This window comes from Paenirhodobacter sp. YD-8 (assembly GCF_056590935.1).
Genome location: NZ_CM152649.1, coordinates 3,234,316 through 3,259,579, shown reverse-complemented (window position 1 = coordinate 3,259,579; position 25,264 = coordinate 3,234,316). Strand labels below are relative to the sequence as shown.

21 protein-coding genes are annotated in these 25,264 nt (G+C 70.2%); 11 read left to right on the top strand and 10 right to left on the bottom strand.

Annotation, left to right across the window (positions count from 1 at the left end):
• Nucleotides 1–36 precede the first annotated feature (36 nt).
• The 4 genes from AC0QTQ_RS15760 to AC0QTQ_RS15745 are packed head-to-tail and all read left to right on the top strand — an operon-like array spanning nucleotide 37 to nucleotide 6,777.
• Entirely contained in the window at nucleotides 37–1,044 is a 1,008-nt protein-coding gene (locus AC0QTQ_RS15760; RefSeq protein ID WP_121533813.1) for an AAA family ATPase, read from the top strand.
• Nucleotides 1,041–1,952, top strand: coding sequence for a DUF58 domain-containing protein (locus AC0QTQ_RS15755; RefSeq protein WP_480257348.1), 912 nt, complete (start codon nucleotides 1,041–1,043; stop codon nucleotides 1,950–1,952). Before AC0QTQ_RS15760 ends, AC0QTQ_RS15755 begins: the two co-directional genes overlap by 4 nt.
• A complete protein-coding gene (locus AC0QTQ_RS15750) occupies nucleotides 1,949–4,687 on the top strand; it encodes a DUF4159 domain-containing protein (RefSeq protein ID WP_480257347.1) in 2,739 nt (912 codons plus the stop codon). The genes AC0QTQ_RS15755 and AC0QTQ_RS15750 overlap by 4 nt, the downstream gene beginning before the upstream one ends.
• Nucleotides 4,684–6,777 (top strand): hypothetical protein, encoded by a 2,094-nt coding sequence (locus AC0QTQ_RS15745; RefSeq protein ID WP_480257346.1) that lies wholly within the window; start codon nucleotides 4,684–4,686, stop codon nucleotides 6,775–6,777. The genes AC0QTQ_RS15750 and AC0QTQ_RS15745 overlap by 4 nt, the downstream gene beginning before the upstream one ends.
• A gap of 201 nt (nucleotides 6,778–6,978) precedes the next feature.
• On the opposite strand, the gene ettA is transcribed toward AC0QTQ_RS15745, so the two are convergent.
• On the bottom strand, nucleotides 6,979–8,634 hold the full coding sequence (gene ettA, locus AC0QTQ_RS15740; RefSeq protein ID WP_121533810.1) for an energy-dependent translational throttle protein EttA: 1,656 nt from the start codon (nucleotides 8,632–8,634) through the stop codon (nucleotides 6,979–6,981).
• A 257-nt stretch (nucleotides 8,635–8,891) separates the two neighbouring features.
• Here ettA and AC0QTQ_RS15735 point away from each other — a divergent pair, with 257 nt between their 5' ends.
• Nucleotides 8,892–9,308 carry a hypothetical protein gene (locus AC0QTQ_RS15735; protein ID WP_480257345.1) on the top strand — a complete coding sequence of 139 codons (417 nt, stop codon included), beginning with the start codon at nucleotides 8,892–8,894 and terminating at the stop codon, nucleotides 9,306–9,308.
• A 92-nt stretch (nucleotides 9,309–9,400) separates the two neighbouring features.
• On the top strand, nucleotides 9,401–9,817 hold the full coding sequence (locus AC0QTQ_RS15730) for a hypothetical protein (RefSeq protein WP_480257344.1): 417 nt from the start codon (nucleotides 9,401–9,403) through the stop codon (nucleotides 9,815–9,817).
• 60 nt (nucleotides 9,818–9,877) lie between these two features.
• Here the strand turns inward: AC0QTQ_RS15730 and AC0QTQ_RS15725 are convergent, their stop codons facing one another.
• The 4 genes from AC0QTQ_RS15725 to AC0QTQ_RS15710 form a co-directional block, all read right to left on the bottom strand.
• Nucleotides 9,878–10,369 carry a CAP domain-containing protein gene (locus AC0QTQ_RS15725; protein WP_480257343.1) on the bottom strand — a complete coding sequence of 164 codons (492 nt, stop codon included), beginning with the start codon at nucleotides 10,367–10,369 and terminating at the stop codon, nucleotides 9,878–9,880.
• A 97-nt stretch (nucleotides 10,370–10,466) separates the two neighbouring features.
• Nucleotides 10,467–11,873 (bottom strand): 30S ribosomal protein S12 methylthiotransferase RimO, encoded by a 1,407-nt coding sequence (gene rimO / locus AC0QTQ_RS15720; RefSeq protein ID WP_480257342.1) that lies wholly within the window; start codon nucleotides 11,871–11,873, stop codon nucleotides 10,467–10,469.
• Between the two features lie 93 nt (nucleotides 11,874–11,966).
• Nucleotides 11,967–12,590 (bottom strand): GcrA family cell cycle regulator, encoded by a 624-nt coding sequence (locus tag AC0QTQ_RS15715; RefSeq protein ID WP_480257341.1) that lies wholly within the window; start codon nucleotides 12,588–12,590, stop codon nucleotides 11,967–11,969.
• Between the two features lie 113 nt (nucleotides 12,591–12,703).
• Nucleotides 12,704–14,893 (bottom strand): primosomal protein N', encoded by a 2,190-nt coding sequence (locus tag AC0QTQ_RS15710; protein WP_480257340.1) that lies wholly within the window; start codon nucleotides 14,891–14,893, stop codon nucleotides 12,704–12,706.
• 128 nt (nucleotides 14,894–15,021) lie between these two features.
• On the opposite strand from AC0QTQ_RS15710, the gene fsa reads away from it, so the two are divergent.
• From fsa to AC0QTQ_RS15690, 4 genes are all read left to right on the top strand, one after another.
• Entirely contained in the window at nucleotides 15,022–15,675 is a 654-nt protein-coding gene (fsa, locus tag AC0QTQ_RS15705; protein ID WP_480257339.1) for a fructose-6-phosphate aldolase, read from the top strand.
• Between the two features lie 151 nt (nucleotides 15,676–15,826).
• Nucleotides 15,827–16,531: a DUF484 family protein gene (locus tag AC0QTQ_RS15700; RefSeq protein ID WP_128148097.1), complete on the top strand. Its 705-nt coding sequence runs from the start codon at nucleotides 15,827–15,829 to the stop codon at nucleotides 16,529–16,531.
• Nucleotides 16,528–17,454 carry a tyrosine recombinase XerC gene (locus AC0QTQ_RS15695; protein WP_480257338.1) on the top strand — a complete coding sequence of 309 codons (927 nt, stop codon included), beginning with the start codon at nucleotides 16,528–16,530 and terminating at the stop codon, nucleotides 17,452–17,454. The genes AC0QTQ_RS15700 and AC0QTQ_RS15695 overlap by 4 nt, the downstream gene beginning before the upstream one ends.
• 86 nt (nucleotides 17,455–17,540) lie before the next feature.
• Nucleotides 17,541–18,239: a CDP-alcohol phosphatidyltransferase family protein gene (locus AC0QTQ_RS15690; protein WP_480257337.1), complete on the top strand. Its 699-nt coding sequence runs from the start codon at nucleotides 17,541–17,543 to the stop codon at nucleotides 18,237–18,239.
• On the opposite strand, the gene AC0QTQ_RS15685 is transcribed toward AC0QTQ_RS15690, so the two are convergent.
• From AC0QTQ_RS15685 to AC0QTQ_RS15665, 5 genes are all read right to left on the bottom strand, one after another.
• Nucleotides 18,236–19,072: an EamA family transporter gene (locus AC0QTQ_RS15685; protein ID WP_480257336.1), complete on the bottom strand. Its 837-nt coding sequence runs from the start codon at nucleotides 19,070–19,072 to the stop codon at nucleotides 18,236–18,238. The genes AC0QTQ_RS15690 and AC0QTQ_RS15685 overlap by 4 nt on opposite strands.
• A gap of 162 nt (nucleotides 19,073–19,234) precedes the next feature.
• On the bottom strand, nucleotides 19,235–19,999 hold the full coding sequence (locus AC0QTQ_RS15680) for an ABC transporter permease (RefSeq protein ID WP_121533797.1): 765 nt from the start codon (nucleotides 19,997–19,999) through the stop codon (nucleotides 19,235–19,237).
• Entirely contained in the window at nucleotides 19,999–20,787 is a 789-nt protein-coding gene (locus AC0QTQ_RS15675) for an ABC transporter ATP-binding protein (RefSeq protein WP_480257335.1), read from the bottom strand. The genes AC0QTQ_RS15680 and AC0QTQ_RS15675 overlap by 1 nt, the downstream gene beginning before the upstream one ends.
• Nucleotides 20,788–20,834: 47 nt before the next feature.
• Nucleotides 20,835–21,854: an ABC transporter substrate-binding protein gene (locus AC0QTQ_RS15670; protein WP_121533795.1), complete on the bottom strand. Its 1,020-nt coding sequence runs from the start codon at nucleotides 21,852–21,854 to the stop codon at nucleotides 20,835–20,837.
• Between the two features lie 187 nt (nucleotides 21,855–22,041).
• Nucleotides 22,042–23,961, bottom strand: coding sequence for a bifunctional 2',3'-cyclic-nucleotide 2'-phosphodiesterase/3'-nucleotidase (locus AC0QTQ_RS15665; RefSeq protein ID WP_480257334.1), 1,920 nt, complete (start codon nucleotides 23,959–23,961; stop codon nucleotides 22,042–22,044).
• 281 nt (nucleotides 23,962–24,242) lie between these two features.
• Between AC0QTQ_RS15665 and nudC the strand changes: the two genes are divergently transcribed.
• Complete coding sequence (gene nudC / locus AC0QTQ_RS15660; protein ID WP_480259240.1) at nucleotides 24,243–25,235, top strand: NAD(+) diphosphatase; 993 nt, start codon at nucleotides 24,243–24,245, stop codon at nucleotides 25,233–25,235.
• Nucleotides 25,236–25,264: the final 29 nt, after the last annotated feature.

Genomic DNA, 25,264 nt, shown 5'->3' with positions numbered 1-25,264 from the left:
GTTCAGATGACCATATCGCCGAAGGGAGCCACTGTCATGACCGAAGACCTCGTGAGCGAAATCGAGCGCCTGGGCGCCAGGCTCGGTGCGGCGCGGGCCTCGGTCAACCGCCGCTTCATCGGCCAGGAGCGGGTGGTCGAGCTGGTGCTTGCCGCGATGCTCTCGGGCGGGCACGCGCTGCTTGTCGGCCTGCCGGGGCTCGGCAAGACGATGCTCGTCGACACGCTTGCCACGGTGATGGGGCTGAACCCGGGCCGGATCCAGTTCACCCCCGACCTGATGCCCGCCGACATCCTCGGCTCCGAGGTGCTCGAGACCGCGCCCGACGGCAGCCGCGCCTTCCGCTTCCTCGAGGGCCCGGTCTTCTGCCAGCTCTTGATGGCCGACGAGATCAACCGCGCCTCGCCGCGCACACAATCCGCCCTGCTGCAGGCGATGCAGGAGCGTGAAGTGACGGTCGCCGGCGTGCATCGCCCGCTTGGCCCGCCCTTCCACGTGCTCGCGACGCAGAACCCGATCGAGCAGGAAGGCACCTATCCGCTGCCCGAGGCGCAGCTTGACCGGTTCCTCGTGCAGGTCGACGTCGAATACCCGACCCGCGACACCGAGCGCGAGATCCTGCTGGCCACCACCGGCGCGACCGAGGCCGAGGCGATCCGCGTCTTCTCGGCCGAGGAGCTGATCGCCGCACAGGCGCTGGTGCGGCGGATGCCGGTCGGCGAAAGCGTGGTCGAGGCGATCCTCGATCTTGTCCGCGCCTGCCGCCCGGGCGAGCCCGAGGCGCTGCCGGTGGTGCGCGAGGCCCTCGCCTGGGGTCCCGGTCCGCGCGCGGCGCAGGCGCTGATGCTGACGGTGCGTGCGCGCGCGCTGCTGAACGGTCGCCTCGCCCCCTCGGTCGAGGACGTCGTGGCGCTCGCCCGTCCGGTGCTCAGCCACCGCATGGCGCTCGGCTTTGCCGCCCGCGCCCGCGGCGAGACCCTGTCGCAGGTGATCGCCCGCGTCGCGGCCGAGGTGACCGGGATCGAGATCGAGGCGGCTGCGTGAGCCTTCCCGGCCCCGAGATCGCCGCGCTGTCGCTGCGCCGCGAGGCGGAGCGGACGGCGGGCGCGCTGCCTGCGCTTCTGGTCGCGGCCGAACGGCTGGCGGCCACGGTGCAGATGGGCGGCCACGGCCGGCGCCGCGCCGGCCCGGGCGAGGAGTTCTGGCAATACCGCCCGGCCCATTCGGGTGATGCCGCGCGCTTTGTCGACTGGCGCCGCTCGGCGCGGTCGGACACGCAATTCGTGCGCGACCGGGAATGGCAGCTGGCGCAGTCGCTGTCGCTCTGGGTCGACGGCTCGGCCTCGATGCGCTTCACCGGTGCCCCCTCGGGGCGGGGCGCGCGCCCGACGAAGGGCGCGCGCGCCCGGCTGCTTGCGCTGGCGCTTGCCGTGCTCGCGGTGCGGGGCGGCGAACGGGTGGGGCTGACCGGCCCGCTCGCCCCGCCGCGCCCGGGCCGGGCGCAGCTGATGACGCTTGCCACGCTCCTGGGCGACGACACCGCCCCCGGCCCCGATTACGGCACGCCCGAGGTCGCGGGGATCGCGGCGCAGGGGCGGGCGGTGTTTCTGTCCGATTTCTTCGGCGATATCGAGGCGATTGCGGCGGCGCTTGGCACGCTCGCCGATCGCGGCGTGACCGGGGTGATGCTGCAGATCCTCGACCCGGCCGAGGAGGATTTCCCCTTCGACGGTCGCACCATCTTCGAATCGATGGGCGGCGGGCTGCGCCACGAGACGCGCGAGGCCGCGGACCTGCGCGCCCGCTACCGCGCCCGGCTGGCCGAGCGGCGCGACCGTCTGGCCCGGATGGCGGCCGAGGCGGGCTGGCAATTCTCGACCCACCGCACCGCGACCCCGCCCGAGGCGGCGCTTCTGTGGCTGCATGCGGCGCTGGAGCGGGGGCGGGGATGACGATCTTCGGCCCCCTCGGCTTCACTGCGCCCTGGCTGCTGCTGGGCCTCGCGGCGCTGCCGATCCTGTGGTTCCTGCTGCGCGCGACACCGCCCGCGCCGGTGCGCCGCCGCTTCCCGGGGGTGGCGCTGCTTGCCGGCCTTGCCGACGAGGAGGTGCAGGCCGAGCGCACGCCCTGGTGGCTTCTGGCGCTGCGCATGGCGGCGCTTGCCGCGGCGATCCTCGGCTTTGCCGGGCCGGTGCTGCACCCGGTGCCGGTCGCGCCGGGGCAGGGGCCGCTGCTGATCGTCGAGGATGGCGGCTGGCCCTCGGCCCGCGACTGGCCGCGCCGGCTCGAGCGGATCTCGCGCGCGCTGACCGAGGCCGCGGCGGCGGGCCGCCCGGTGGCGCTGATCTCGCTCGCCGATCCGCCACCCGCGCCGCCCGCCTTCGTCAACGCCGCCGACCTCGAGGCCGGCCTGCCCGGCCTTGCCCCGCAGCCCTGGGAGCCCTCGCCCGATCTCGACCCGGCGAAGATCCTGCCTGCCGGGCGCTTCGACACGCTGTGGCTCTCGGACGGGCTTGACCGTGCCGGGCGCGCGGGGCTGGTCGCCGCCCTCACCGCGCGCGGCGCGTTGCGGGTCTGGCAGCCGGGCACGCCGGTGCTGGCGCTTGGCCCCGCGACGGTCGAGGGGCGGGTGGTCTCGCTGCCGCTTCTGTCCGCGACCCCGGTCTCGGGCGATTACGAGATCGCCGCGATCGGCCCCGACCCCTCGGGGATCGAGCGGGAACTGGCGCGCGAGACGGTGCACCCGCAAAACGCGACCAAGGCCGTGGCCCGCTTCGACCTGCCGCCCGAGCTGCGCAACCGCGTCGCCCGTTTCGAGATTGCCGGCATCCGCTCGGCCGGTGCCGTCAGCTTGACCGATGACGCGGTGAAGCGGCGCAAGGTGGCGCTGATTTCCGCCGCCGCACCGCGCGAGGGGCTCGAACTGCTGTCGCCGCTGCATTACCTGCATCAGGCGCTGGCGCCGACCGCCGACCTGATCGAGGGCACGCTGGAAGACGCGCTGGTGGCCAACCCCGACGTGGTGATCCTGGCCGATGTCGGCGAGGTGGCCGAGGCCGACGCGCTGGCCGACTGGGTCGAGAAGGGCGGGCTGCTGATCCGGTTCGCCGGCCCGCGCATGGCCGCGGCCGACACCGCGGGCGATGTCCTGCTGCCGGTGCGGCTGCGGCAGGGCGGGCGCTCGGTCGGCGGCACGATGAGCTGGGGCGAGCCGCGTCGTCTGGCACCTTTCCCCGAGGCCTCGCCCTTCGCGGGCCTTGCCGTGCCCGAGGATGTGACCGTGCGCGAGCAGGTGATGGCCGAGCCCGGCCCCGAACTTGCCGAGCGCAGCATCGCCGCGCTGGCCGATGGCACGCCGCTCGTCACCCGCGCGGCCTTTGGCGCGGGCGAGGTGGTGCTGTTCCACGTCACCGCGAATGCCGACTGGTCGAACCTGCCGCTCTCGGGCCTGTTCCCGCAGATGCTCGACCGCCTCGCCGTGTCAAGCCGCACCGCCGCCCCCACGGCCTCCGATCTTGCCGGCCGCACCTGGGTGCCGGTGAAGCGGCTCGATGGCTTCGGCCGGATCGAGACCGCCGAGGCCGCCGCGGGTGTGGCGGGCGAGGTGCTGGCCGAGGCGACGCCGGGCCCCGACCTGCCACCCGGGATCTATGCCGCCGATGACCGCAGTGTCGCGCTTGATGCGCTCGCCCGCGGGCGGGTGCTGGCGCCGGCCCACTGGCCGCTCGGCGTGACGCTCGAGGGGCTGGCCGCGCCGCGGCAGATGCCGCTCAAGGGCGCGCTGCTGGCGGCGGCGCTGCTCGCGCTGCTGATCGACATCCTCGCCTCGCTCGCCCTGGCCGGTCGGCTGCGCGGCCCGCGCGCGGGCACGGCGGTGCTGGTTCTGGCGGCCGGCCTCGGCCTTGCGCCGCAGGCCCGCGCCGAGGACACGATGCCGATCGCCCGGGCTGTCGAGGCCGCCTCGAACGTTGTCCTCGCCTATGTGCCGACCGGGGAGGCGGCGATCGACCGGGTGTCGATGGCGGGGCTGCGCGGGTTGACGCAGGTGCTGACCCGGCGCACCACGGTCGAACCCTCGGCGCCGATGGAGCTGAACCTCGAGACCGACGATCTGGCGCTCTTCACCCTGATCTACTGGCCGGTGACGGCGGACGCGCCCGCGCCCTCGGCCGCGGCCTATGCGAAACTCAACCGCTTCCTGCGCGGCGGCGGGATGATCCTGTTCGACACCCGCGACGCCGATCTGGCCGGCATCGGCACCGCGACCGACGCCGGGCGGCGGCTGCAGGCGCTGGCCGCGCCGCTCGAGATCCCGCCGCTCGAACCGATCCCGGCAGACCATGTGCTGACCCGCAGCTTCTACCTGCTGCAAAGCTTCCCCGGCCGCTATGACGGGCCGATCTGGGTCGAGGCCGCGGCCGAGGCCGAAACGACCGAGGGCATGCCCTTTCGCAACCTGAACGATGGCGTGACGCCGGTGGTGATCGGCGGCAATGACTGGGCCTCGGCCTGGGCCGTCGATGATGTGGGCGAGCCGATGTTCCCGCTCGGCCGCGGCTCGGCCGGCGAGCGTCAGCGCGAGATCGCCTGGCGTTTCGGCGTGAACCTGGTGATGCATGTGTTGACCGGCAATTACAAATCCGACCAGGTGCATGTGCCTGCGCTGCTGGAAAGGCTGGGGCAATGAGCGGGCTTTCGGTGATCTTCGCGCCGCTGCTGCCCTGGGCGGTGATTGCCGCGGGCGCGGGTCTGGCGGCGTTGCTGCTGGCGCTGGCGCTGTGGCGCGGGCTGCGGGGCTGGGCGCTGCGCGCGCTGGCGGCCCTCGCCCTTCTGGGCGCGCTCGCGCAGCCCTCGCTGCAGCGCGAGGAGCGCACGCCGCTGTCGGACATCGTGCTGCTGATTGACGACCGCACCGCCTCGCAGACGCTGTCCGACCGCGCGGCACAGACCGATGCGGCGGTGGCGCGCCTTGCGGCCGAGGTGCAGGCGCTTCCCAATACCGAGCTGCGCCGGATCACCGTGCCCGACGGGGCGAAGAACGCCGGCACCCAGATCGGCGCGGCGCTGGCCGAGGCGCTGGCGGCCGAGCCGCGCGCCCGCGTTGCCGGCGCCATCGTCGTCACCGACGGGCAGGTGCATGACGCAGACCTTGCCCCCGCGCTGCCCGCGCCGCTGCAGCTGGTGCTGACCGGCCATGCGAAGGACTGGGACCGCCGCCTGCTGATCGAGACCGCCCCCGCCTTCGGCATCATCGGCGAGGAGACGCGGATCCGGCTCAAGGTGCTCGACGAGGGCGCGGTGCCGAAAGCCGCGGGGACCGAGGCGGACCTCTCCATCGCCATCGACGGCGGCGAGGCGCGCAGCTATCGCGTCGAGGTCGGGCAGGATCTGGAACTGCCGCTGACGCTCGACCATGGCGGGCAGAACGTGGTGCAGTTCACCCTTGCCCCCGCACCCGGCGAGCTGACCGCGCGCAACAACGCTGCGGTGGTGCAGATCAACGGCGTGCGCGACCGGCTGCGGGTGCTGCTCGTTTCGGGCCAGCCGCATGCGGGCGAGCGCACCTGGCGCAACCTGCTGAAATCCGATGCGGGCGTCGACCTCGTGCATTTCACCATCCTGCGCCCGCCCGAGAAGCAGGACGGCGTGCCGGTGTCGGAACTGTCGCTGATCGCCTTCCCGACGCAGGAGCTGTTCATCGACAAGATCGACGAGTTCGATCTGATCATCTTCGACCGCTACGGCGAGCGTGGCATCCTGCCGCCCGCCTATTTCGCCAATATCCGCGATTACGTCGAACGCGGCGGCGCGGTGCTGATCTCGGCCGGGCCCGAGTTCGCCACCGTCGAGAGCCTGTGGCAGACGCCCTTGGGCGAGATCATGCCGGCGCGGCCCACCGGGCGGGTGCTGTCCGAGGCCTATCTGCCGCGTCCGACCGAGCTTGGCCTGCGCCATCCGGTGACCGCGGGGCTCGAGGGCGCACCGCCGCCCGAGGGCGAACCCGGGCCGAAGCACTGGGGCCGCTGGCTGCGCCAGATCGAGCTGACCGACGCCACCGGCGAGGTGGTGATGAAGGGCGCCGAGGACAAGCCGCTTCTGGTGCTGTCGCATGCCGGCAAGGGGCGGGTGGCGCTGCTCGCCTCGGATCACCCGTGGCTGTGGGATCGCGGCTTCGAGGGCGGCGGGCCGCAGCTCGAACTTCTGCGCCGGATCGCACACTGGGAGATGAAGGAACCCGAGCTCGAGGAAGAGGCGCTGATCGCCGAGGTCGAGCCGGGCAGCCTGTCGCTGACCGTGACGCGGCGCACGATGAAGGAGGCGCCTAGGCCGGTCACGGTGACGCTGCCCGATGGCAGCACGCAGGATCTGGCACTGACCGAGGCGGGGCCCGGCCGGTTCAGCGCGCGCTGGCAGGCGCCGGGGCCGGGGCTCTACCGGCTGAAGCAGGGCGATCTGGAGCGGGTGGTGGCGCTCGGCCCCGCCTCGCCCCGCGAGTTCGAGGGCACGATCGCGAGCGCCGGCCCGCTGGGCGCCGCCGTGCAGGCCTCGGGCGGCGGGGTGAGCCGGCTCGAGGACGGGATCCCTGCGCTGCGCACGGTGCGCGAGGGGCGGCCGTCCGCCGGGCGCGGCTGGATCGGCATCACGCCGCGCGGTGCGGCGGCGGTGGCCGACATCCGGGTGAGCCCGGTGCTGCCCGCCTGGGCCTGGCTCGCGCTTGCCGCACTTCTGAGCGTGGCGGCCTGGCTCTCCGAGGGCCGGGGGAAGCGCCGGGGCTGAGCGGGGTGAAGGGGCGCTGCCCCTCGGCCTGCGGCCTCACCCCGAGGTTTTTTCGGCAAGGAGAAAGCGGGGGGCGCGGTTCCGGTCCGGGGCCGCGGGGCTTTCGCAGGACGGAGCCCGGAAAAGAGAAGGCCCCCGCCCGCGGGAAACGGGCAGAGGCCGGGGCAGGGGAGTGCCGCGCCGGTGCGGCGCGGCCAGAGCTCAGCGGCTGAACTTCTTGTACTTCACGCGCTTCGGCTCGGCGGCGTCGGGGCCCATGCGGCGGATCTTGTCGTTCTCGTAATCCTCGAAGTTGCCCTCGAAGAACTCGACATGCGCCTCGCCCTCGAAGGCGAGGATGTGGGTGCACAGACGGTCGAGGAAGAAGCGGTCGTGCGAGATGATCACCGCGCAGCCGGCGAAATCCTCGATTGCCGCTTCGAGCGCCTGCAGCGTTTCCACGTCGAGGTCGTTCGTCGGTTCGTCGAGGAGCAGCACGTTGCCGCCCGATTTCAGCAGCTTGGCCATGTGCACGCGGTTGCGTTCACCGCCCGAAAGCAGGCCCACCTTCTTCTGCTGGTCCGAGCCCTTGAAGTTGAAGGCGCCCACGTAGCTGCGCGAGTTCACCGTGGCCTCGCCGAGCTGGATCAGCTCGGCCCCGCCGGAGATCTCTTCCCAAACGTTCTTCTCCGGGTCGAGCGCGTCGCGCGACTGGTCGACATAGGAAAGCTTCACCGTCTCGCCGATGGTGACGGTGCCGGCGTCGGGCGCCTCCTGGCCGGTGATCATCTTGAACAGCGTCGACTTGCCGGCGCCGTTCGGGCCGATCACCCCGACGATCGCCCCCGGCGGGATCGAGAACGACAGGTTCTCGATCAGCTGCTTGTCGCCGAAATGCTTCGAGATGCCGTCGAGCTCGATCACCTTGCCGCCAAGGCGCGGGCCGTTCGGGATGATGATCTGCGCGGTGCCGACCCGTTCCTTCTCGGAACGGTCCGCCATCTTCTCGTAAGCCGCGATACGGGCCTTCGACTTCGCCTGACGCGCCTTGGCGCCGGCGCGGATCCACTCGAGTTCCTTGGCCATGACCTTCTGCTTGGCCTTGTCCTCGCGCGCTTCCTGCTCGAGCCGCTTCGCCTTCTGCTCGAGCCAGGCGGAGTAGTTGCCCTCGTAGGGGATGCCGCGGCCGCGTTCGAGCTCGAGGATCCAGGAGGTGATGTCGTCGAGGAAGTAGCGGTCGTGGGTGACGATCAGGATCGTGCCCTTGTACTCGATCAGGTGCTTTTGCAGCCAGGCGATGGTCTCGGCGTCAAGGTGGTTGGTCGGTTCGTCGAGGAGCAGCATGTCGGGCGCCTCGAGCAGCAGCTTGCACAGCGCCACGCGGCGCCGCTCGCCGCCCGAGAGGGTGGCGACATTGGCGTCGTCGGGCGGGCAGCGCAGCGCCTCGAGCGCGATGTCGACCTGGCTGTCGAGATCCCACAGGTTCTCGGCGTCGATCTCGTCTTGCAGCCGCGCCATCTCCTCGGCGGTGTCGTCCGAGTAGTTCATCGCGAGCTCGTTGTAGCGTTCGAGCTTGGCGGTCTTTTCCGCGACGCCTTCCATGACGTTCTCGCGCACGGACTTGGCGTCATCGAGCTGCGGTTCCTGGGCAAGATAGCCGACCTTGGCGCCCTTGGCGGCCCAGGCCTCGCCCTGGAAGTCCTTGTCGATGCCCGCCATGATCTTCAAGAGCGTCGATTTACCGGCACCGTTGACGCCGACGACGCCGATCTTCACGCCGGGCAGGAAGTTCAGGCGGATGTTCTCGAAGCATTTCTTGCCGCCCGGATAGGTCTTCGAGACGCCGTCCATGTGATAGACGTATTGATACGAGGCCATTCAGCGCACCTTTCGGGGAAATTCGGGTTTTCCGCTAGATAGGCGAAACACCCCCCCGAGGGAAGGGCCTCTGCCCCGTCCCCTCATCTGCCCCGCCGAAATTTCAAGGGGTCATGTCTGTGCAAAAATGCGCATTGTCATGTTTAATCATCGCCATTTTCAATTAATTCGAACAGGCCTATCTCACTCTCACAGCGAAGGGGAAACCCGAAGCGGACAGATAACCGACTGAAAAGTCGAGGATACGGAGAGAAAAGATGAAACGGAACATGACTTACGCAGCGGTTGCGCTGGTGCTTTCGGCGGGTGTCGCTTCGGCGGCCGAAACGAACCCGGGCCTGCAGCAGATCGCCAACTATCTGGGCGTGGATGCCGGCGCCTACAGCGCGACGGAGCTGCATCAGCTGCTCGGCGCGCGCGATGCGGGCGACCAGAGCACCTACGACTACTTCCTGAACCGCGTGGGCGCGGCGCAGGGCGATGCGGTGACCGCCGGCAAGGCGCAGATCGCGGCGCAGGTCGGGCTGAACCCGGCCGAATACACCACGGCGGAACTGGTCCGCGTGCAGAAGGCGCAGCGCGAAGGCGATCTGCAGACGGTGGCCTTCGTCGTCTCGCACCAGAACCGCAACACCATCGTGAACCCGCAGGTCGCGATGGGGCGTGACAGCTGAGCCGGGCCGGCTCGGCCGACAGACTGACAAGACGGACGGAGCTGTGCGGATGCGGCGATGACCGCCCCGGCTCCAAGGAACGGAGAGAAAAGATGAAACGGAACATGACTTACGCGGCGGTTGCGCTGGTGCTTTCGGCGGGTGTGGCTTCGGCGGCCGAAACGAACCCGGGCCTGCAGCAGATCGCCAACTATCTGGGCGTGGATGCCGGCGCCTACAGCGCGACGGAGCTGCATCAGCTGCTCGGCGCGCGCGATGCGGGCGACCAGAGCACCTACGACTACTTCCTGAACCGCGTGGGCGCGGCGCAGGGCGATGCGGTGACCGCCGGCAAGGCGCAGATCGCGGCGCAGGTCGGGCTGAACCCGGCCGATTACACCACGGCCGAGCTGATCCGCGTGCAGAAGGCGCAGCGCGAAGGCGATCTGCAGACGGTGGCCTTCGTCGTCTCGCACCAGAACCGCAACACCATCGTGAACCCGCAGGTCGCGATGGGGCGTGACAGCTGAGCCGACCCGCAAGGGACCAGGCAACAGGGGCGGTCTTCGGGCCGCCCTTTTGCTGTGCCTTCAGCAGCCCTTCGCGAAGACCTGCACGAACCAGGGGCCGGCATTGCCCTGCCGCGGCACGTAACCGATGCCGAGCGAGGTCATCCCGCGGCGCAGGATGTTTGCGCGGTGCCCGGGCGAGACCATCAGCGCCTGCATCGCCCGTTCCGGGCTTTTCCAGTCGAGCGAGATGTTCTCGGCGGTCAGGCAGGTGCGGAAGCCGGCGCGCTTGACCCGGACCTTCGGCGTCGACCCATTCGGCTCGACATGGTCGAAATAGCCCTTCGACGCCATGTCGCAGGCATGGGCCTGGGCAGCGGTATTCAGCTTGGCATCGACCTTCAGCGGCGGCAGGCCGTGGGCCTGGCGCTCGGCATTCACCATCTGCGCCATCTGCGACACCACGGGCTGCGAGATGGTGCAGGCGCCCTGGCTGGTCACCGCGCCGGCGGTTTGCGGCAGGGCAAGGGACAGGAACAGCAGCAGGGCAGGGCGGGTCAGCGTCAGGGTCATTTCATCCTCCGGTTGCGGCGAACCTGCCGCAAACGGGGGCCACTGTCCGCCCCAAATCGGGCGCGATCATGGCAGGCGGCGAAAAACCGCCCGCCGCTCAGATCCGCCGGCCCCAGAGATCGTATTCCGAGGCGTCCTCGACCTCGACCATCAGCATGTCGCCGGGCTGCAACCCCTCGAAGTCCTCGTCGATGAACAGGTTGCCGTCGATCTCGGGGGCGTCGGCGCGGGTGCGGCAGGTGGCGCCCTCGGCATCGACCTCGTCGACGATCACCTGTTGCAGGCTGCCGACCTTCGCGGCGAGCTTCGCTTCCGAGATCGCCTGCGCCTTCTCCATGAACCGCTCCCAGCGGTCCTGCTTGACCTCTGCGGGCACATGGTCGGGCAGCGCGTTCGAGCGCGCGCCCTTGACGTTCTCGTATTGGAAGCAGCCGACGCGGTCGAGCTGCGCCTCGTCCATCCAGTCGAGCAGATACTGGAATTCCGCTTCCGTCTCGCCGGGATAGCCGACGATGAAGGTCGAGCGCAGGACGATCTCGGGGCAGGCGGCGCGCCAGGCGGCGATCTCGTCAAGCGTCTTCGCCGAGGCCGCGGGCCGCGCCATGCGTTTCAGCACGTCGGGGTGGGCGTGCTGGAACGGGATGTCGAGATAGGGCAGCACACCGCCGCCGGCGCCGGTCTCGGCCATCACCGGGATCAGGTCGCGCACATGCGGGTAGGGATAGACGTAATGCAGCCGCACCCAGGCCTCGGCCTCGCGCGCCATCTTGCCCATCTCGCGGGCGAGATCGGTGATATGGGCGCGCACCTCGCCGCCCTTCCAGGGGCTGAGGTCGTGCTTGCGGTCGAGGCCATAGGCCGAGGTGTCCTGCGAGATCACCAGAAGCTCGCGCACCCCGGCATCAAACAGCTTCTCGGCCTCGCGCAGCACCGCGTGCGCCGGGCGCGAGACCAGCTTGCCGCGCATGTCGGGGATGATGCAGAACTTGCAGGCGTGGTTGCAGCCCTCGGAGATCTTCAGATAGCTGTAATGGCGCGGCGTCAGCTTGACCCCGGTCGCCGGCAGCAGGTCGATGAACGGATCGGGCGCGGGCGGCACGGCACCATGCACGGCATCCAGAACCTGCTCGTATTGCTGCGGCCCGGTCACCGCCAGAACCTTGGGATGCACGCCGGTGATGAACTCGGGCTCGGCGCCCAGACAGCCGGTCACGATCACCTTGCCGTTCTCGGTCAGCGCCTCGCCGATCGCCTCGAGGCTTTCGGCCTTGGCGGTGTCGAGAAAGCCGCAGGTGTTGACGATCACCGCATCGGCGCCGGTGTAATCGGGCGAGATCGCATAGCCCTCGGCGCGCAGCCGGGTCAGGATCCGCTCGCTGTCGACCAGCGCCTTCGGACAGCCGAGCGAGACCATGCCGATCGTCGGCTGGCCCTCGCGGCGGGACTCGTCGAAACGGGGATGCGGCGCCAGGTCGGGGCGCAGGTTCGGGGGGTTCTGGCTCATCTCGCCCTCTCGACGGCGAAGGCGGGCCCTGTGACCCGCCCTTTCATCTTGCTGGAAATACCTCGGGGTGCGGGGCAGCGCCCCGCGTCCCGCTTACCGCCGCCGGTCGCGGCGGGTGCTCATCGGCTGGAACGCGACCGAGACATGCGCCTCGCAATAGGGTTTGCCGGGCTGGCTCGGCAGGCCGCAGAAATAGAAGTTGTCGGTCGCCGGGTCGCCGATCGGCCATTTGCAGGTGCGCTCGGTCAGCTCCATCAGCGAGATCTTGCGCGAGCGTTTCTCGACCTCGCGCACCGAGGCGAGGGTCTCGGGGCTGATCTCGTTCAGCGAGGGCTGCGGCGGCAGCGGCTGGCCGGCGGGCACCACGGGCTTGCGCATCGCGGGCGTGGCGACCGCGGCGACGGGCTCGGGGCGCGGCACGGGCGTGGGGCGCGCGGGCTGTGCCGGCGCGGCACGCACCGGCTCGGGCGCCGGTTCGGGCCGGGCGGCGACGGGTTCCGGCGCGGGTGCCGGTTCGACGACAGGCTTCGTCGCCGGCGCTTCGGCCTCGGGCGCGGCGCCTTCCGAGCCGGCGCGGTTCGACAGGCCCAGCCGGTGCACCTTGCCGATCACGGCGTTGCGGGTGACGCCGCCGAGCTCCTTGGCGATCTGGCTCGCGGACTGACCCTCGGACCACATCTTCTTCAGAAGTTCGACGCGTTCATCGGTCCAGGACATGGGCACCCTTTCATCGGTCCTGCCGGGGGAGTGGCCCCGGCTGTTCTTCCCATTCTACGGTGGGGACAGGGGGAGATACAAGCGCCGCCCCCGGAATTCAAGGCCGCGCAGCGTCACAGGAACGACTGCGGGTCGATGTCGATGGTAAGCCGCACCTGGGCGGGCAGCTTCACCTGCCGCAGCCAGGCGCGCAGCGCGTCCTGCAACGGTGCGCCCTTCTCGGCCTTCACCAGCATCCGCACCCGGTGCCGGCCGCGCACCCGCGCGATCGGCGCGGGCGCCGGGCCGAAGACCTGCGCGCCGATGCGGGCGAGCGGCGCCGGCGCGCGCGCCAGCGCATTGCCGATCTCGAAGAGCGGCGCCACCTCGGGCCCCGACAGGATGATCCCCGCCATCCGGCCGAAGGGCGGCACGCCCTGCGCGCGCCGCGCCGCGGCCTCGGCGCGCCAGAACGCTTCCTCGTCGCCGCCAAGGATCGCGCGGATCACCGGATGCTCGGGCTGGCAGGTCTGCAACAGCGCAAGGCCGGGCTTATCCGCCCGCCCTGCGCGCCCCGCCACCTGCCGCATCAGCTGGAACGTGTGCTCGGCCGCGCGCAGGTCCGAGCCCTGCAACCCAAGATCGGCGTCGATCACGCCCACCAGCGTCAGCCGCGGGAAGTTGTGCCCCTTCGCCACGATCTGCGTGCCGATGATGATATCGGCGCCGCCTGCCGCGATGTCGGCAATCGCCTCCTTCAGCGCGCGGGCCGAGCCGAAGAGATCCGAGCTCAGCACCGAGAGCCGCGCCGTCGGGAAGCGCTCGGCCACTTCCTCGGCCAGCCGCTCGACCCCCGGGCCGACCGGGGCGAGCTTGCCCTCGACGCCGCAGCTCGGGCAGGCGGTGGGGATCGGCTTCGTCTCGCCGCATTGATGGCAGACGAGGCGCTTCAGGAAACGGTGCTCGACCATCCGCGCGTCGCAATGGTCGCAGCCGATCTGATGGCCGCAGGCGCGGCAGATGGTGACGGGGGCATAGCCGCGCCGGTTCAGGAACAGCATCGACTGCTCGCCGCTGCCAAGCCGCTTCACCACCTCGCCGACGAGGGTGGGCGAGATCCAGTGCGCGCTTTCGATCCGCTCCTCGCGCAGGTCGATCGCCCGCATCTCCGGAAGCTCCGACACGCCGAACCGCGCGGCGAGGTCGATGCGCGCGTATTTGCCGCTTTCCGCGTTCACCCAGCTTTCGAGCGAGGGCGTGGCCGAGGCGAGCACCACCTGTGCCGTGGCGAAGGAGGCGCGCAGCACGGCCATGTCGCGGGCGTTGTACAGCACGCCCTCTTCCTGCTTGTACGATCCGTCATGCTCCTCGTCGACGACGATCAGGCCGAGGTCGCGGAACGGCAGGAACAGCGCCGAGCGTGCGCCCACCACCATCTGCACCCCGCCCTCGGCGCACATCCGCCACAGCCGCCGCCGCTCGCCCTGCGTCGCGCCCGAATGCCATTCGCCGGGCCGCGCGCCAAAGCGCGCCTCGACGCGGGCGATGAATTCGGTGGTCAGCGCGATCTCGGGCAGCAGCACCAGTGCCTGCCGCCCGGCGGCCAGACAGGCGGCGACCGCCTCGAGATAGACCTCGGTCTTGCCCGAGCCGGTGACGCCCTTGAGAAGCGTCACCCCGAACCCGCCCATGCCCGCGCGCAGCGCGGCGGCCGCGGCCGCCTGATCCTCGGACAGCACCTTGCCCGGCAAGGCGGGGTCGAGCCGCGCGAAGGGCAGGTCGCGCGGCTGCTCGAATTCGTCGACCGCGCCGGTCGCGACCAGCCCCTTCACCACCTGCGGCGTGACGCCCGCGAGCTGCGCAAGCTCGGTCAGGTAGAAGCCGCCGCCGTCATGGGCGTCGAGCACCTCGAGCACCCGCTCGCGCGCTTCGGTCAGCCGCCCGGGCTCGCCCGCGCCGCGGCGATAGACCTTGCGCGCGCCGGGCGCATCGAAGAGTCCCGGCGTGCGCGTCGCCAGCCGCAGCATCGCCGGCAGCGAGGTCATGGTATAGGCGCCCATCCGGATCAGGAAGGCCTGCAGCTCGGCGCGCATCGGCGGCACGTCGAGAACCCGCGCCACCGCGCGCAGCCGGGCCGCGTCGAAACGCCCGTCGCCCGGCCCCCAGACCACGCCCATCACCTTGCGCGGGCCAAGCGGCACCTCGACGAAGGCGCCGGGGAAACAGCCGCCCTCGGGCGCGAGATAGTCGAGCGGTCGCCCGATCGGCTCGGCCGTCAGCACCGCGACGCGGCTGCCTTCGGGATGGAACCCAACCTCAGTCATGCGACAGACTTTCGATGCCGCCGGCGGGCAGCGCCCCCCTTCGTCCGGTCGCGCCGGACCCGATCCCCTCTCGCCAAAGCGAGGCGTTTGCGCTATCTGGCCCGCAATTGCTGCTCTGGAGGCTTCCCATGAAATTCTTCGTCGATACCGCCGATGTGGCGGCGATCAAGGAACTGAACGATCTCGGCATGGTCGACGGTGTCACCACCAACCCCTCGCTGATCCTGAAATCGGGCCGCGACATCCTCGAGGTGACGAAGGAGATCTGCGACATGGTTTCGGGCCCGGTCTCGGCCGAGGTCGTGGCCACCGAGGCCAAGGACATGATCACCGAAGGTCTGAAGCTTGCCAAGATCGCCTCCAACATCGCGATCAAGGTGCCGCTCACCTGGGATGGCCTGACCGCCTGCAAGGCTTTCGCATCCGAAGGCCACATGGTCAACGTCACGCTGTGCTTCTCGGCCGCGCAGGCGATCCTCGCGGCGAAGGCCGGGGCGAGCTTCATCTCGCCCTTCATCGGCCGTCTCGACGACATCAACCTCGACGGTGTCGAGCTGATCGACGACATCCGCACGATCTATGACAACTACGATTACAAGACGGAAATCCTGGCCGCCTCGATCCGTAACGTGAACCACATCACCGAATGCGCGAAGATCGGCGCCGACGTGATCACTGCGCCGCCCGCTGTCATCAAGGCGATGGCGAACCACGTGCTGACCGACAAGGGGCTTGACCAGTTCCTCAAGGACTGGGCGAAGACCGGGCAGAAGATCGTCTGATCCGAGCTGCAGATCCCGTGCACCGGCCCGCCGTCTCGGCGGGCCGTTTTCGTTTCGGCGCCGTGGTCCGGGGACAGAATTCACCTGCAATTGACCACGATCGCGTGTAGGATCGCGCAAAAGACCGCGAACCACCGGGCACGAGACAGGCATGAGCGATACCGCATTCGCGCAGCAGCTGCGCGACAAGATCATTTCCGATCCCGACGTGATCCTCGAGGACCGCGACCTGATGCGCGCGCTTGTCGCCGCGAACGAGCGCGCGATGGGGGCGAACATCGTCGACCTGCGCGGCGTCGCCATGGCGCGGCTCGAGCGGCGGCTCGACCGGCTCGAGGATACGCATCGCTCGGTGATCGCGGCGGCCTACGAGAATCTGGCCGGCACCAATCAGATCCATCGCGCGGTGCTGGCGCTGCTCGATCCCGTCGATTTCGAGGCCTTCCTCAAGAACCTCACGACCGAGGTCGCCGAGGTGCTGCGCGTCGACACGGTGCGGCTGGTGCTCGAAAGCCAGCATGGCGGCGAGGATGCGGTCCTGCGCCGGCTGGGCGAAGTGCTGTGCGTGGCCGAGCCGGGCTTCGTCGCCGAATACATGCGCCCCGCCCGCGGCGGCCAGCCGCGGCAGGTCGTGCTGCGCCAGTGCCAGCCGCAATCCGAGGCGATCTATGGCGAGGCGGCGGCCTGGATCCGCTCGGAGGCGGCGCTGGCGCTCGATCTGGGCGCGGGGCGGCTTCCGGGCATGCTGGTCTTCGGCGCCGAGGATCCGCATCAGTTCAAGCCGACGCAGGGCACCGATCTTCTGGGCTTCTTCGGCGCGGTCTTCGAGCGTGCGATGCGCCGCTGGCTGGCATGACCCAGCCGGGCTTTTCGCCCGCCACAGGCGATGCGCTGGCGCGCTGGCTTGACCAGATGCGCGCGCTCGACGGCGCCTCCGAACACACGATTGCCGCCTATCGCACCGATGTCGCGGGGTTCCTGGGCTTTTTGCACGGCCATCACGGCGAAAGTCTCGGGCTGGCGCGGCTTGGCGCGCTCGGGCAAGCCGACATGCGCGCCTGGATGGCGCATGAGCGGGGCAGGGGGCTTTCGGCGCGCTCGCTCGCCCGGGCGCTGTCCTCGGTGAAAAGCTTCATCCGCTGGCTGTCCGACCGCGAGGGGTTCGACGCCACGCATGTGCTGTCGGCGCGCGCCCCGAAATACACCCGCAAGCTGCCGCGGCCACTCGCCGTCGATGCGGCGAAGGCGGTGATCGAGCAGGTCGAGCTGCAGGCGATGGAGCCCTGGGTTGCGGCGCGCGACGCGGCGGTGGTGACGCTGCTCTATGGCTGCGGGCTGCGCATCTCCGAGGCGCTGGGGCTGACCGGCGCCGCCCATCCGCTGCCCGAGGTGCTGCGCATCCGCGGCAAGGGCGACAAGGAGCGGCTGGTGCCGGTGCTGCCCGCCGCGCGCGACGCGGTGGCCGAGTATGTGCGGCTTTGCCCCTGGCCGGTCGAGGCGCAGGCGCCGCTTTTCCGCGGTGTGCGCGGCGGCGCGCTGAACCCGCGCCAGATCGAGAAGGCGATGGAGCTTGCGCGCAATGCGCTTGGCCTGCCGGCGACGGCGACACCACATGCGCTGCGCCACAGCTTTGCCACCCATCTGCTGGCCGCGGGTGGCGATCTGCGCGCGATCCAGGAACTTCTGGGCCATGCGAGCCTCGCCACGACCCAGGTCTATACCGCGGTCGACACGGCGCGGCTGATGCAGGTCTATCAGGCCGCCCATCCCCGCGCCTGAGGGCGCGCGGCAACGGTTCGGCCAATTGCTGACGCGAGGTGAGGCGAGGCTTGCACCCTTGGACCGATTGCGGCAGGAAGGCGCGCATGAACATCCGTCTCAAAGCCCTTTCCGTGCATCTGCTCACCGCCACCGGCGCCGTGCTGTCGATGCTTGCCATGCTGGCCGCCGTCGAGCAGAAGTGGTCGCTGATGTTCCTGTGGCTGGTCGTCGCGCTGGTCGTCGACGGCATCGACGGGCCGCTGGCCCGCCATTACGACGTCAAGCACAACTGCCCGACCTATGACGGCGTGCTGATGGACCTGATCGTCGACTATCTGACCTATGTCTTCGTGCCGGCCTATGCGCTGTTCAAATCGGGGCTGCTGCCGGGCTGGACCGGCTGGCTCGCGATCATCGCCATCACCTATGCGAGCGTCATCTATTTCGCCGATACCCGGATGAAGACGAAGGATAACTCCTTCTCTGGCTTTCCCGCGTGCTGGAACATGGTGGTGCTGGTGCTGTTCGCGCTGAAGCCCGATTACTATGTCATCCTCGGCGTGGTGCTGGTGCTGGCAGTGGGGATGTTCTTCCCGCTGAAATTCATCCACCCGACCCGCACGAAACGCTGGCGCACCCTGTCGCTGCCGATGTCGCTCGCCTGGACGGTGTTCGCCGCCTGGGCGGCGATGGTGCATTTCCATCCGCAAAGCTGGGCGCATTGGGGGCTGGTGGTGACCTCGGTCTATCTGCTCTTCGTCGGCATCGCGCAGCAGATCGTGCCCGAGCGGCGCGCCGCCTAAAGCCGGGTCAGCACCACGCCGGTCACGATCAGCGCCGCCGCCACCGCCTTCGTGCGCGTCATCCGCTCGTGGAAGACGAGCCAGCCGATCAGCACCGCGAACAGGATCGAGGTCTCGCGCAGCACCGCGACGAGGGCGATCGGGGCGCGGGTCATCGCCCAGATCGAGATCGCATAGGCGCCATAGGAGGCCGCGGCGCCAAGCCCGGCAAAGAACCAGTCGCGCGCCGAGCCCCGCAGCATCGCCGGGCCGCGCCAGGCGGGGGCCGCCAGGGCGAAGATGAGCCCGCTGCCCATCATCAGCCAGCCGACATAGCCCGCCGCATCGCCCGAGACCCGCGCGCCGATGCCGTCGACGAGGGTGTAGCTGGCCGTCGACAGCGCCGCGCCGAGGGCGAAGGGCAGAAGCCGGCGGCTCTCGCCATCGGTGAAGACGCCATGCGCCATGAACAGGATGCCCGAGGCCAGCACCGCGACGCCGAGGTAGCCCGCGGGCGCGATCGGGTCGATCGCGAAGAGCGCCGAGACGATCGCCACCAGCATCGGCGCCGTGCCGCGCGAGATCGGATAGACCCGGCTCAGATCGCCCGCCTCATAGGCATGGGCGAGGAAGGTCTTGTAGGCGACCTGCAACCCGCAAGAGGCGATCAGCCAGGGCCAGGCCGCGGCGGCGGGGAGCGGGCGGGCAAGCACGATCGCAAGCCCCACCCCCGCCTCGGCCAGCGACAGCATCGCCATCGCCCGGATCTTCGAGCCGCCAAGGCGGACGAGCGCGTTCCACAGCGCATGCAGCAGGGCCGCGGCCAGCACCGCGAAGAGGATCGGCAGGGACATCGTTGCACACCTTGGCGCGGGGGACGCTGACTGCCCCTAGCGCGGGGCCCTGCGCCTTGCAAGGTGGCGTGGGCGGCGGCGGGGAAGGGAGGGGGCGCTGCCCCCTCGGCCTTCGGCCTCACCCCCGGGATATTTGGGGCAATTGGAAGCGCAGGGGGCGTTTCAGCCCGGGCTGCGCTCGGCCCAGCCGGCGAAGATCTTCTCGAGCGCGACGACGGCGTAGTAGAGCACGATGCCGAGCACGGCGAGGGCGATCAGCACCGCGAACATCAGCGGATAGTCCGAGTTCGTCTGCCCCGAGAGGAAGAGCGCGCCGAGCCCCTTGCCATGCGGGCTGACGATCTCGACGAGGTTGGTGCCGATGAAGGCGAGCGTCACCGCGACCTTCAGCGCGCCGAAGAACTCGGGCAGGGTCTTCGGCAGGGCGATCTTGCGGAAGATCGTGAACTTCGAGGCGCCAAGCGCGGCAAGGATGTCGCGGTATTCGGGTTCGAGCGTGCTGAGCCCGATGCCGACCGAGACCGCGATCGGGAAGAAGGAGATCAGGAAGGCCATCAGCACGGTGTTGAAATCGTGCTGGCCGATGAAGATCAGCGCGATCACCGGCACCAGCGTCGCCTTCGGGATCGCGTTGAAGCCGACGAGCAGGGGATAGAGCCCGTCGCGCGCAATCTTCGAGAACCCCATCACCATGCCGAGGAAGGTGCCGAAGACGACGGCGAGGCCGAGCCCCAGCACGGTGCGCCACAGCGTCTGCCAGCCCATCGTCAGGAACAGGGTGTGGAACTTCCAGAACGCCGGCGGCAGGTCCGAAGGCGCGGCCATCTTGTAATCGGGCCAGCCGTTCACCCAGACGACGAACTCCCACAGCACGAGGAAGATCACGATCGCCGCGAGCGGCACGAGGATTTTCTGGGCGCGGTCCATCAGTGCAGGTCTCCGTCGCGGCCCTGGGCGATGCGGATCTGCTCGCGCAGAAGGTGCAGCATCGCGACCGCCTTCGGTTCATAGAGAATGTCGATCGTGCGGTCGGTCGGCAGGTCGACATCAAGCACGTATTGCGTCCTGGCCGGGCGGCCCGAGAGCACGATCACCTGATCGCCGAGGAACACGCTTTCGCGCAGGTCATGGGTGATGAGGATGCAGGTGAAGGGCTCGGCCGCGCGCAGGTCGCGCATCGTCTGCCACAGATCCTCGCGGGTGAAGTTGTCGAGCGCGCCGAAGGGTTCGTCCATGATCAGCACCTGCGGCTTGTGCACGATGGCGCGGCACAGCGAGGCGCGCTGGCGCATGCCGCCAGACAGCTCCGAGGGGCGCTTCTTCTCGAAGCCCTTCAGCCCGACCATCTCGAGCAGATGGGTGGCGCGCGCCTCCTTTTCGGCGCGCCCCATGCCCGGCGCGACGATCTCGAGCGGCAGCATCACGTTCTCGAGGATCGTGCGCCATTCGAGCATCACCGGGTTCTGGAACGCCATGCCCACGGTCTTGCGCGGGCTCGACACCTCTTGCCCGTCCAGCACGACCGCGCCCTCGTCGGGCCGCATCAGCCCCGAGACAAGGCGCGTCAGCGTGGATTTGCCGCAGCCCGAGGGGCCGACGACGGCGCAGAACTCGCCCACGCCCACGCCCACGTCGAGCCCGTCGAGAACCGGCAGCGGGCCGTTCTTCGTCTTGTAGGCGTGTTTCACGCCGCGGATGTCGATGAATTTCTGCATGGTCCCACCTTGAGCGAGGACGGGGGGCCCGAAGGCCCCCTGTCCGGTCACTGCAGCATCAGGCTGCCGTCAGTGGGCAGGTATTCCGGGTCGAAGAAGGTCTTCGCCTCGGGCGTGGTCTTGAACTCGTAGGTGGTGCCGAGCTGTTCGATCGACTTGGCAAAACGGGCCGCGTCGACGTTGCCCATGCCGTGTTCCTTGACGTAGTCGGTCAGCACGTTGCCGGCGATGGCGAGCTCGAGGCGCTTGGTCTCGAGCCCCGCATCGGCGGCCGGGTTGCGTTTCACCAGGGTCTCGACGGCGGCGGCGGGGGCGGCGATCGCCTCTTTCCAGCCCTTCGCGGTGGCGCGCAGGAAGCCCGTCACCATCTCGGGGTGGGCCTTCGCCCAGTCGGTGTTGACGATGATCGCGTTGCCGTAGAGCGCGACGCCGTAATCGGCCATCAGCAGCACGGTCAGATCGTCGGCCGGCACGCCGAGCCGTTCGGCGTTCAGCGTCGAGGTGAAGGAGAAGCCGGTGATCGCGGCGACCTTGCCCTCGGCCAGCATCGGCTCGCGCACCGGGAAGCCCACCGGCTCGACGGTGATCTTCGACATGTCGAGGCCCTGTTCCTTGGCGAAGATCGGGAACTGCGCCCAGGCCCCGTCCGGCGGCGGCGCGCCGAGCGCCTTGCCCTCGAGATCCTTCGGCGTCTCGATGCCGAGCGACTTGCGGCCGACGACGGCGAAGGCGGGCTTGTCATAGACCATCATCACCGCGGTGACCGGGGCGCCGGGGTTCTGGTCGAGGAATTTCATCAGCGAGTTGATGTCGGTGAAGCCGAGCGGGAAGGCACCGGTCGCCACTTTCGGGATCGCGTCGAGCGAGCCCGCGCCCTCCGTCACCTGCACATCGAGGCCCTCGGCCTTGTAGAACCCCTTGTCGACGGCCAGCGTGTAGGGCGCGGCGGGGCCCTCGAACTTCCAGTCGAGGGCGAAAGGCACGGTGGTTTCGGCGTGCAGCGCCGGGGCGGTGAAGCCCAGCACCGTTGCGGCGGCGGCCAATCCCGTCAGGGTGCGGTGAAACATCTTGGTCAAACTCCCGGTTCTGAGGTCGGGCCGATCCTGCGCCCATCCGTCGGGCAGGGGGAATGCAACATGCGCTGCACGTCGGGGCAGAGACCGGGAAGATATGGGTCATGTGGTCAAATTTTGACCAGACGTTTCCATTTGGCCTGAGTTTTGCGCATCTGATGAAACGCTTTGCGCAATCTGGTCAGAAATGCACCCGAATCTGAAGAAAGCCGGCAGCGGTCAGGCCGAGCTCCTCAAGGCGCGCGGCGGCGGGGCCGGCCTCGGCGAGGCGCCCGGCGGCACGCGGCGAGGTTTCGAGAAGCGCGCTGGCGCCCGCGATCGGGGCAAAGCGCCACACCGGATCGGCCGCGGGGGACGGCGGCGGGTCCTGCGCGAGGCTGTCGAACAGCACGACGCGCGAGCTGGTGGCGGGGCCGAGGTCGAGGACACCCTCGGCCGCTCCCGGAAAGCCGCCTGCGCCCGAGCTGCGATAGCTGTTCGTGGCGATCACGAACTCGGCCGCGGGGTCGATGGGGCGGCCGGCGTGGCGCAGGTTGCGGATGCGCCGGCTGTCACTGGCCGGGCTGCCGTCGGGGGCGAAGCGGGCCGGCTGGCTGAGGTCGATCTCGTAGCTCAGCCCGACGAGCACGTCGAAGTTGTAGCAGGGAAAGGCCGGGTCGAGCAGCGGTTGATCGGCCCGCCCCGGGGCGATGGTGGCAAAGACGCAGGCCGCCCGTTCGAGCCAGTCGGCCAGCCGCGCACCGCTCACCCGCACCGCGGTGACGGTGTTCGGGAACAGGCACATCTCGAGCACGTGGCGGCGCGAGAGCGGCCCGGCCGGGATGTCGGTGAAGAAGCCCGGGCCGCCGCGCCCGCCGCATTTCCCGGGCGCCACCGCGGCCAGAACCGGCAGCGCCGCCTCGGGTCGGCCGGCAAGGCGGGCGCGGACATGGGCGCTTTGCGCGGCGGCGACGAGGTCCAGCCCGGCGTCGGGCGCGACCATCGAGAAGAAGCTCTGGATCGGCCGGGTCAGTCTGCCGACCGGCCGGGCGAGGTCGCGCCGCACCTCTTCGTGCGCGGGGGCGATGCGGGCGACGAGGGCAGGGGCCTCGGGCGCGGGGATGCCGGTGCGGGCATTGCGCACCGGGCGCAGGGTGGCGCGGCCCGTCTCGACCCGCCAGCCCCCCGCGTCGGTGGGCGCCAGCACCAGATCCAGCACCCCCAGATGCGAGCCCCAGCGGCCCGGCATCACCGCCGGCTTGCCATGGATCAGGCCGCGCACGGGGTCGACGGCCGCGGTCGCGGCGGTGTCGGGGCCGGGGAAGGAGAGGTGGCTGTGGCCGCAGATCAGCGCGTCGATCCCGGGCACGGCGGCCAGCGGCACGGCGGCATGTTCCGTCGCGCGGTCGGGCAGATCGGGCGGCAGGTGCGGCTCGATCCCGGTGTGGGCCAGCGCGATCACGACATCCGCCCCCGCCGCGCGCAGGGCCGGCACATGGGCGCGGGCTGCCTCGGTGATGCCGCGCGCGGTCAGACGGTTCTCGAGCTGCAGCCGGTCCCACATCAGGATCTGCGGCGGCACGAAGCCGATCACCCCGATCTTCAGCCGCCGCACGCGCCCGGCCGCATCGGTGAGGTCACGCTCGAGGATCACCCAGGGCGGCAGCAGTGTCTCGTCCTCGAGCGGTGTCGCCCCGGCGCGTCGAACCGCATTGGCGCAGGTCAGCGGAAACCCCGCCCCCGCCAGCGCGCGGGCGAGATAGTCGAGGCCGAAGTTGAACTCGTGATTGCCGATCGTGCCGGCATCGTAGCCAAGCGCGTTCATCACCTCGAAAACCGGGTGCACCTCGCCTGCCGCCAGCCCCCGCCGCGCCCAGTGGTCGACGAGCGGCGTGCCCTGCAGGATGTCGCCATTGTCGAGCAGCAGGGTGTTCGGCACTTCGGCTCGGGCGGTCGCGACAAGGCTCGCGATCCGGGTCAGGCCGCAATCGTCCTCGGGCAGGTCCTGGCCGTAATCATGGGCGCGCAGGTGGCCATGCACGTCGGTCGTCGCCAGCACGCGCAGCCGCACCCGGTCCGCTCCTGCCTCGTCCGAAGCCGTCCCCTCTGCCGTCCGCGCCATGTCCGTTCCCTTCCGCCATCGGCCCGGGGCCCGCGAAAAAAGGCGCGGGCAGCCGGAACGACGCTGTGCCAGCCTAAGCTGAATTTACCAAGTTTCAACCACCGGTTGCGCCTTTTTCCGCGCTGCGGCTGATCGGGCGCAGTCCGGCGAGGGCGCAACGCCGCTGGCCTTTTGCCGCCGCAGCATGGCAAAAGGAAGGGGCAGGGCAGATCGCCCCGCGCCGTGCCGGAGCTCCCATGTCTGACGCCTGTTCCCCAGATCCCCGTTTCGATGCCGCGACGATGGCGGTCGATGCCCGGCCGGGCCTTGCCTTCGCGGGCTCGGGGCTTGATCGCGCAGCTTATCTGCGCGGGGATGCCGCGGCGCTGGCGCGGATGGCGGCCGATCCCGCGGCGCGGATCCTGCCGTTCTGGCGCGGCCGTCCGCTGCTGGCGGGCGAGGAGGCCGCGGCCGATCCGGTGCTGGGCGCCGGGCTGGCCGGTCTTGCGCCGGGGGCGGAGCTGCTGTCGCACATGACGGGCGGGCTGATCTTTCTGGGGCTGTCGGGCGGGGCGCCGGTCTTTGCCGCCGATCTCTCGCCCTGGGTGCCCGAGGGGCCCGAGCCCGATTTCGGCGCCTTCTTCGACGGCAGCGCGCAGCATCACCCGGACCTGCCGGCAGGCGCGGCCTTCGCCGATCTGCGCGGCGCGATGATGCGGCTTGATCCGCGCGCGGCGGAGCTTGCGGCGACGGCGCGGGCGCTGTTGAACTGGCACGGCACGCATGGTTTCTGCTCGGCCTGCGGCGCGGCCAGCGCACCCGTGCTCGGCGGCTGGCAGCGGGTCTGCCCGGCCTGCAACACGCAGCATTTCCCGCGCACCGACCCTTGCGTCATCATGTGCGTCACCCGCGGCAACTCGGTGCTGCTTGGCCGGTCGCCGGGCTGGCCCGAGGGGATGTATTCCTGCCTTGCGGGCTTCATGGAGCCGGGCGAGCCGGTCGAATCCGCCGTCCGCCGCGAGGTGTTCGAGGAAACCGCGGTGCGGGTCGGACCGGTGCGGCTGCTCGTCTCGCAGCCCTGGCCGTTCCCGGCCTCGCTGATGATCGGCTGCGCCGCCGAGGCCACAAGCACCGAGATCGCCTGCGATCCGGCCGAGATCGAGGACGCGCTGTGGATCAGCCGCGAGCGGCTGGCGGCGGTCTTTGCCGGCGCCGATCCCGTGATCCGGGCGCCACGTTCGGGCGCCATCGCGGGCTGGATGCTGCGCCAATGGCTTGCGGACCGGTTGCATTGACGGCACCTTGCCCCGATATCCCTTTCGCC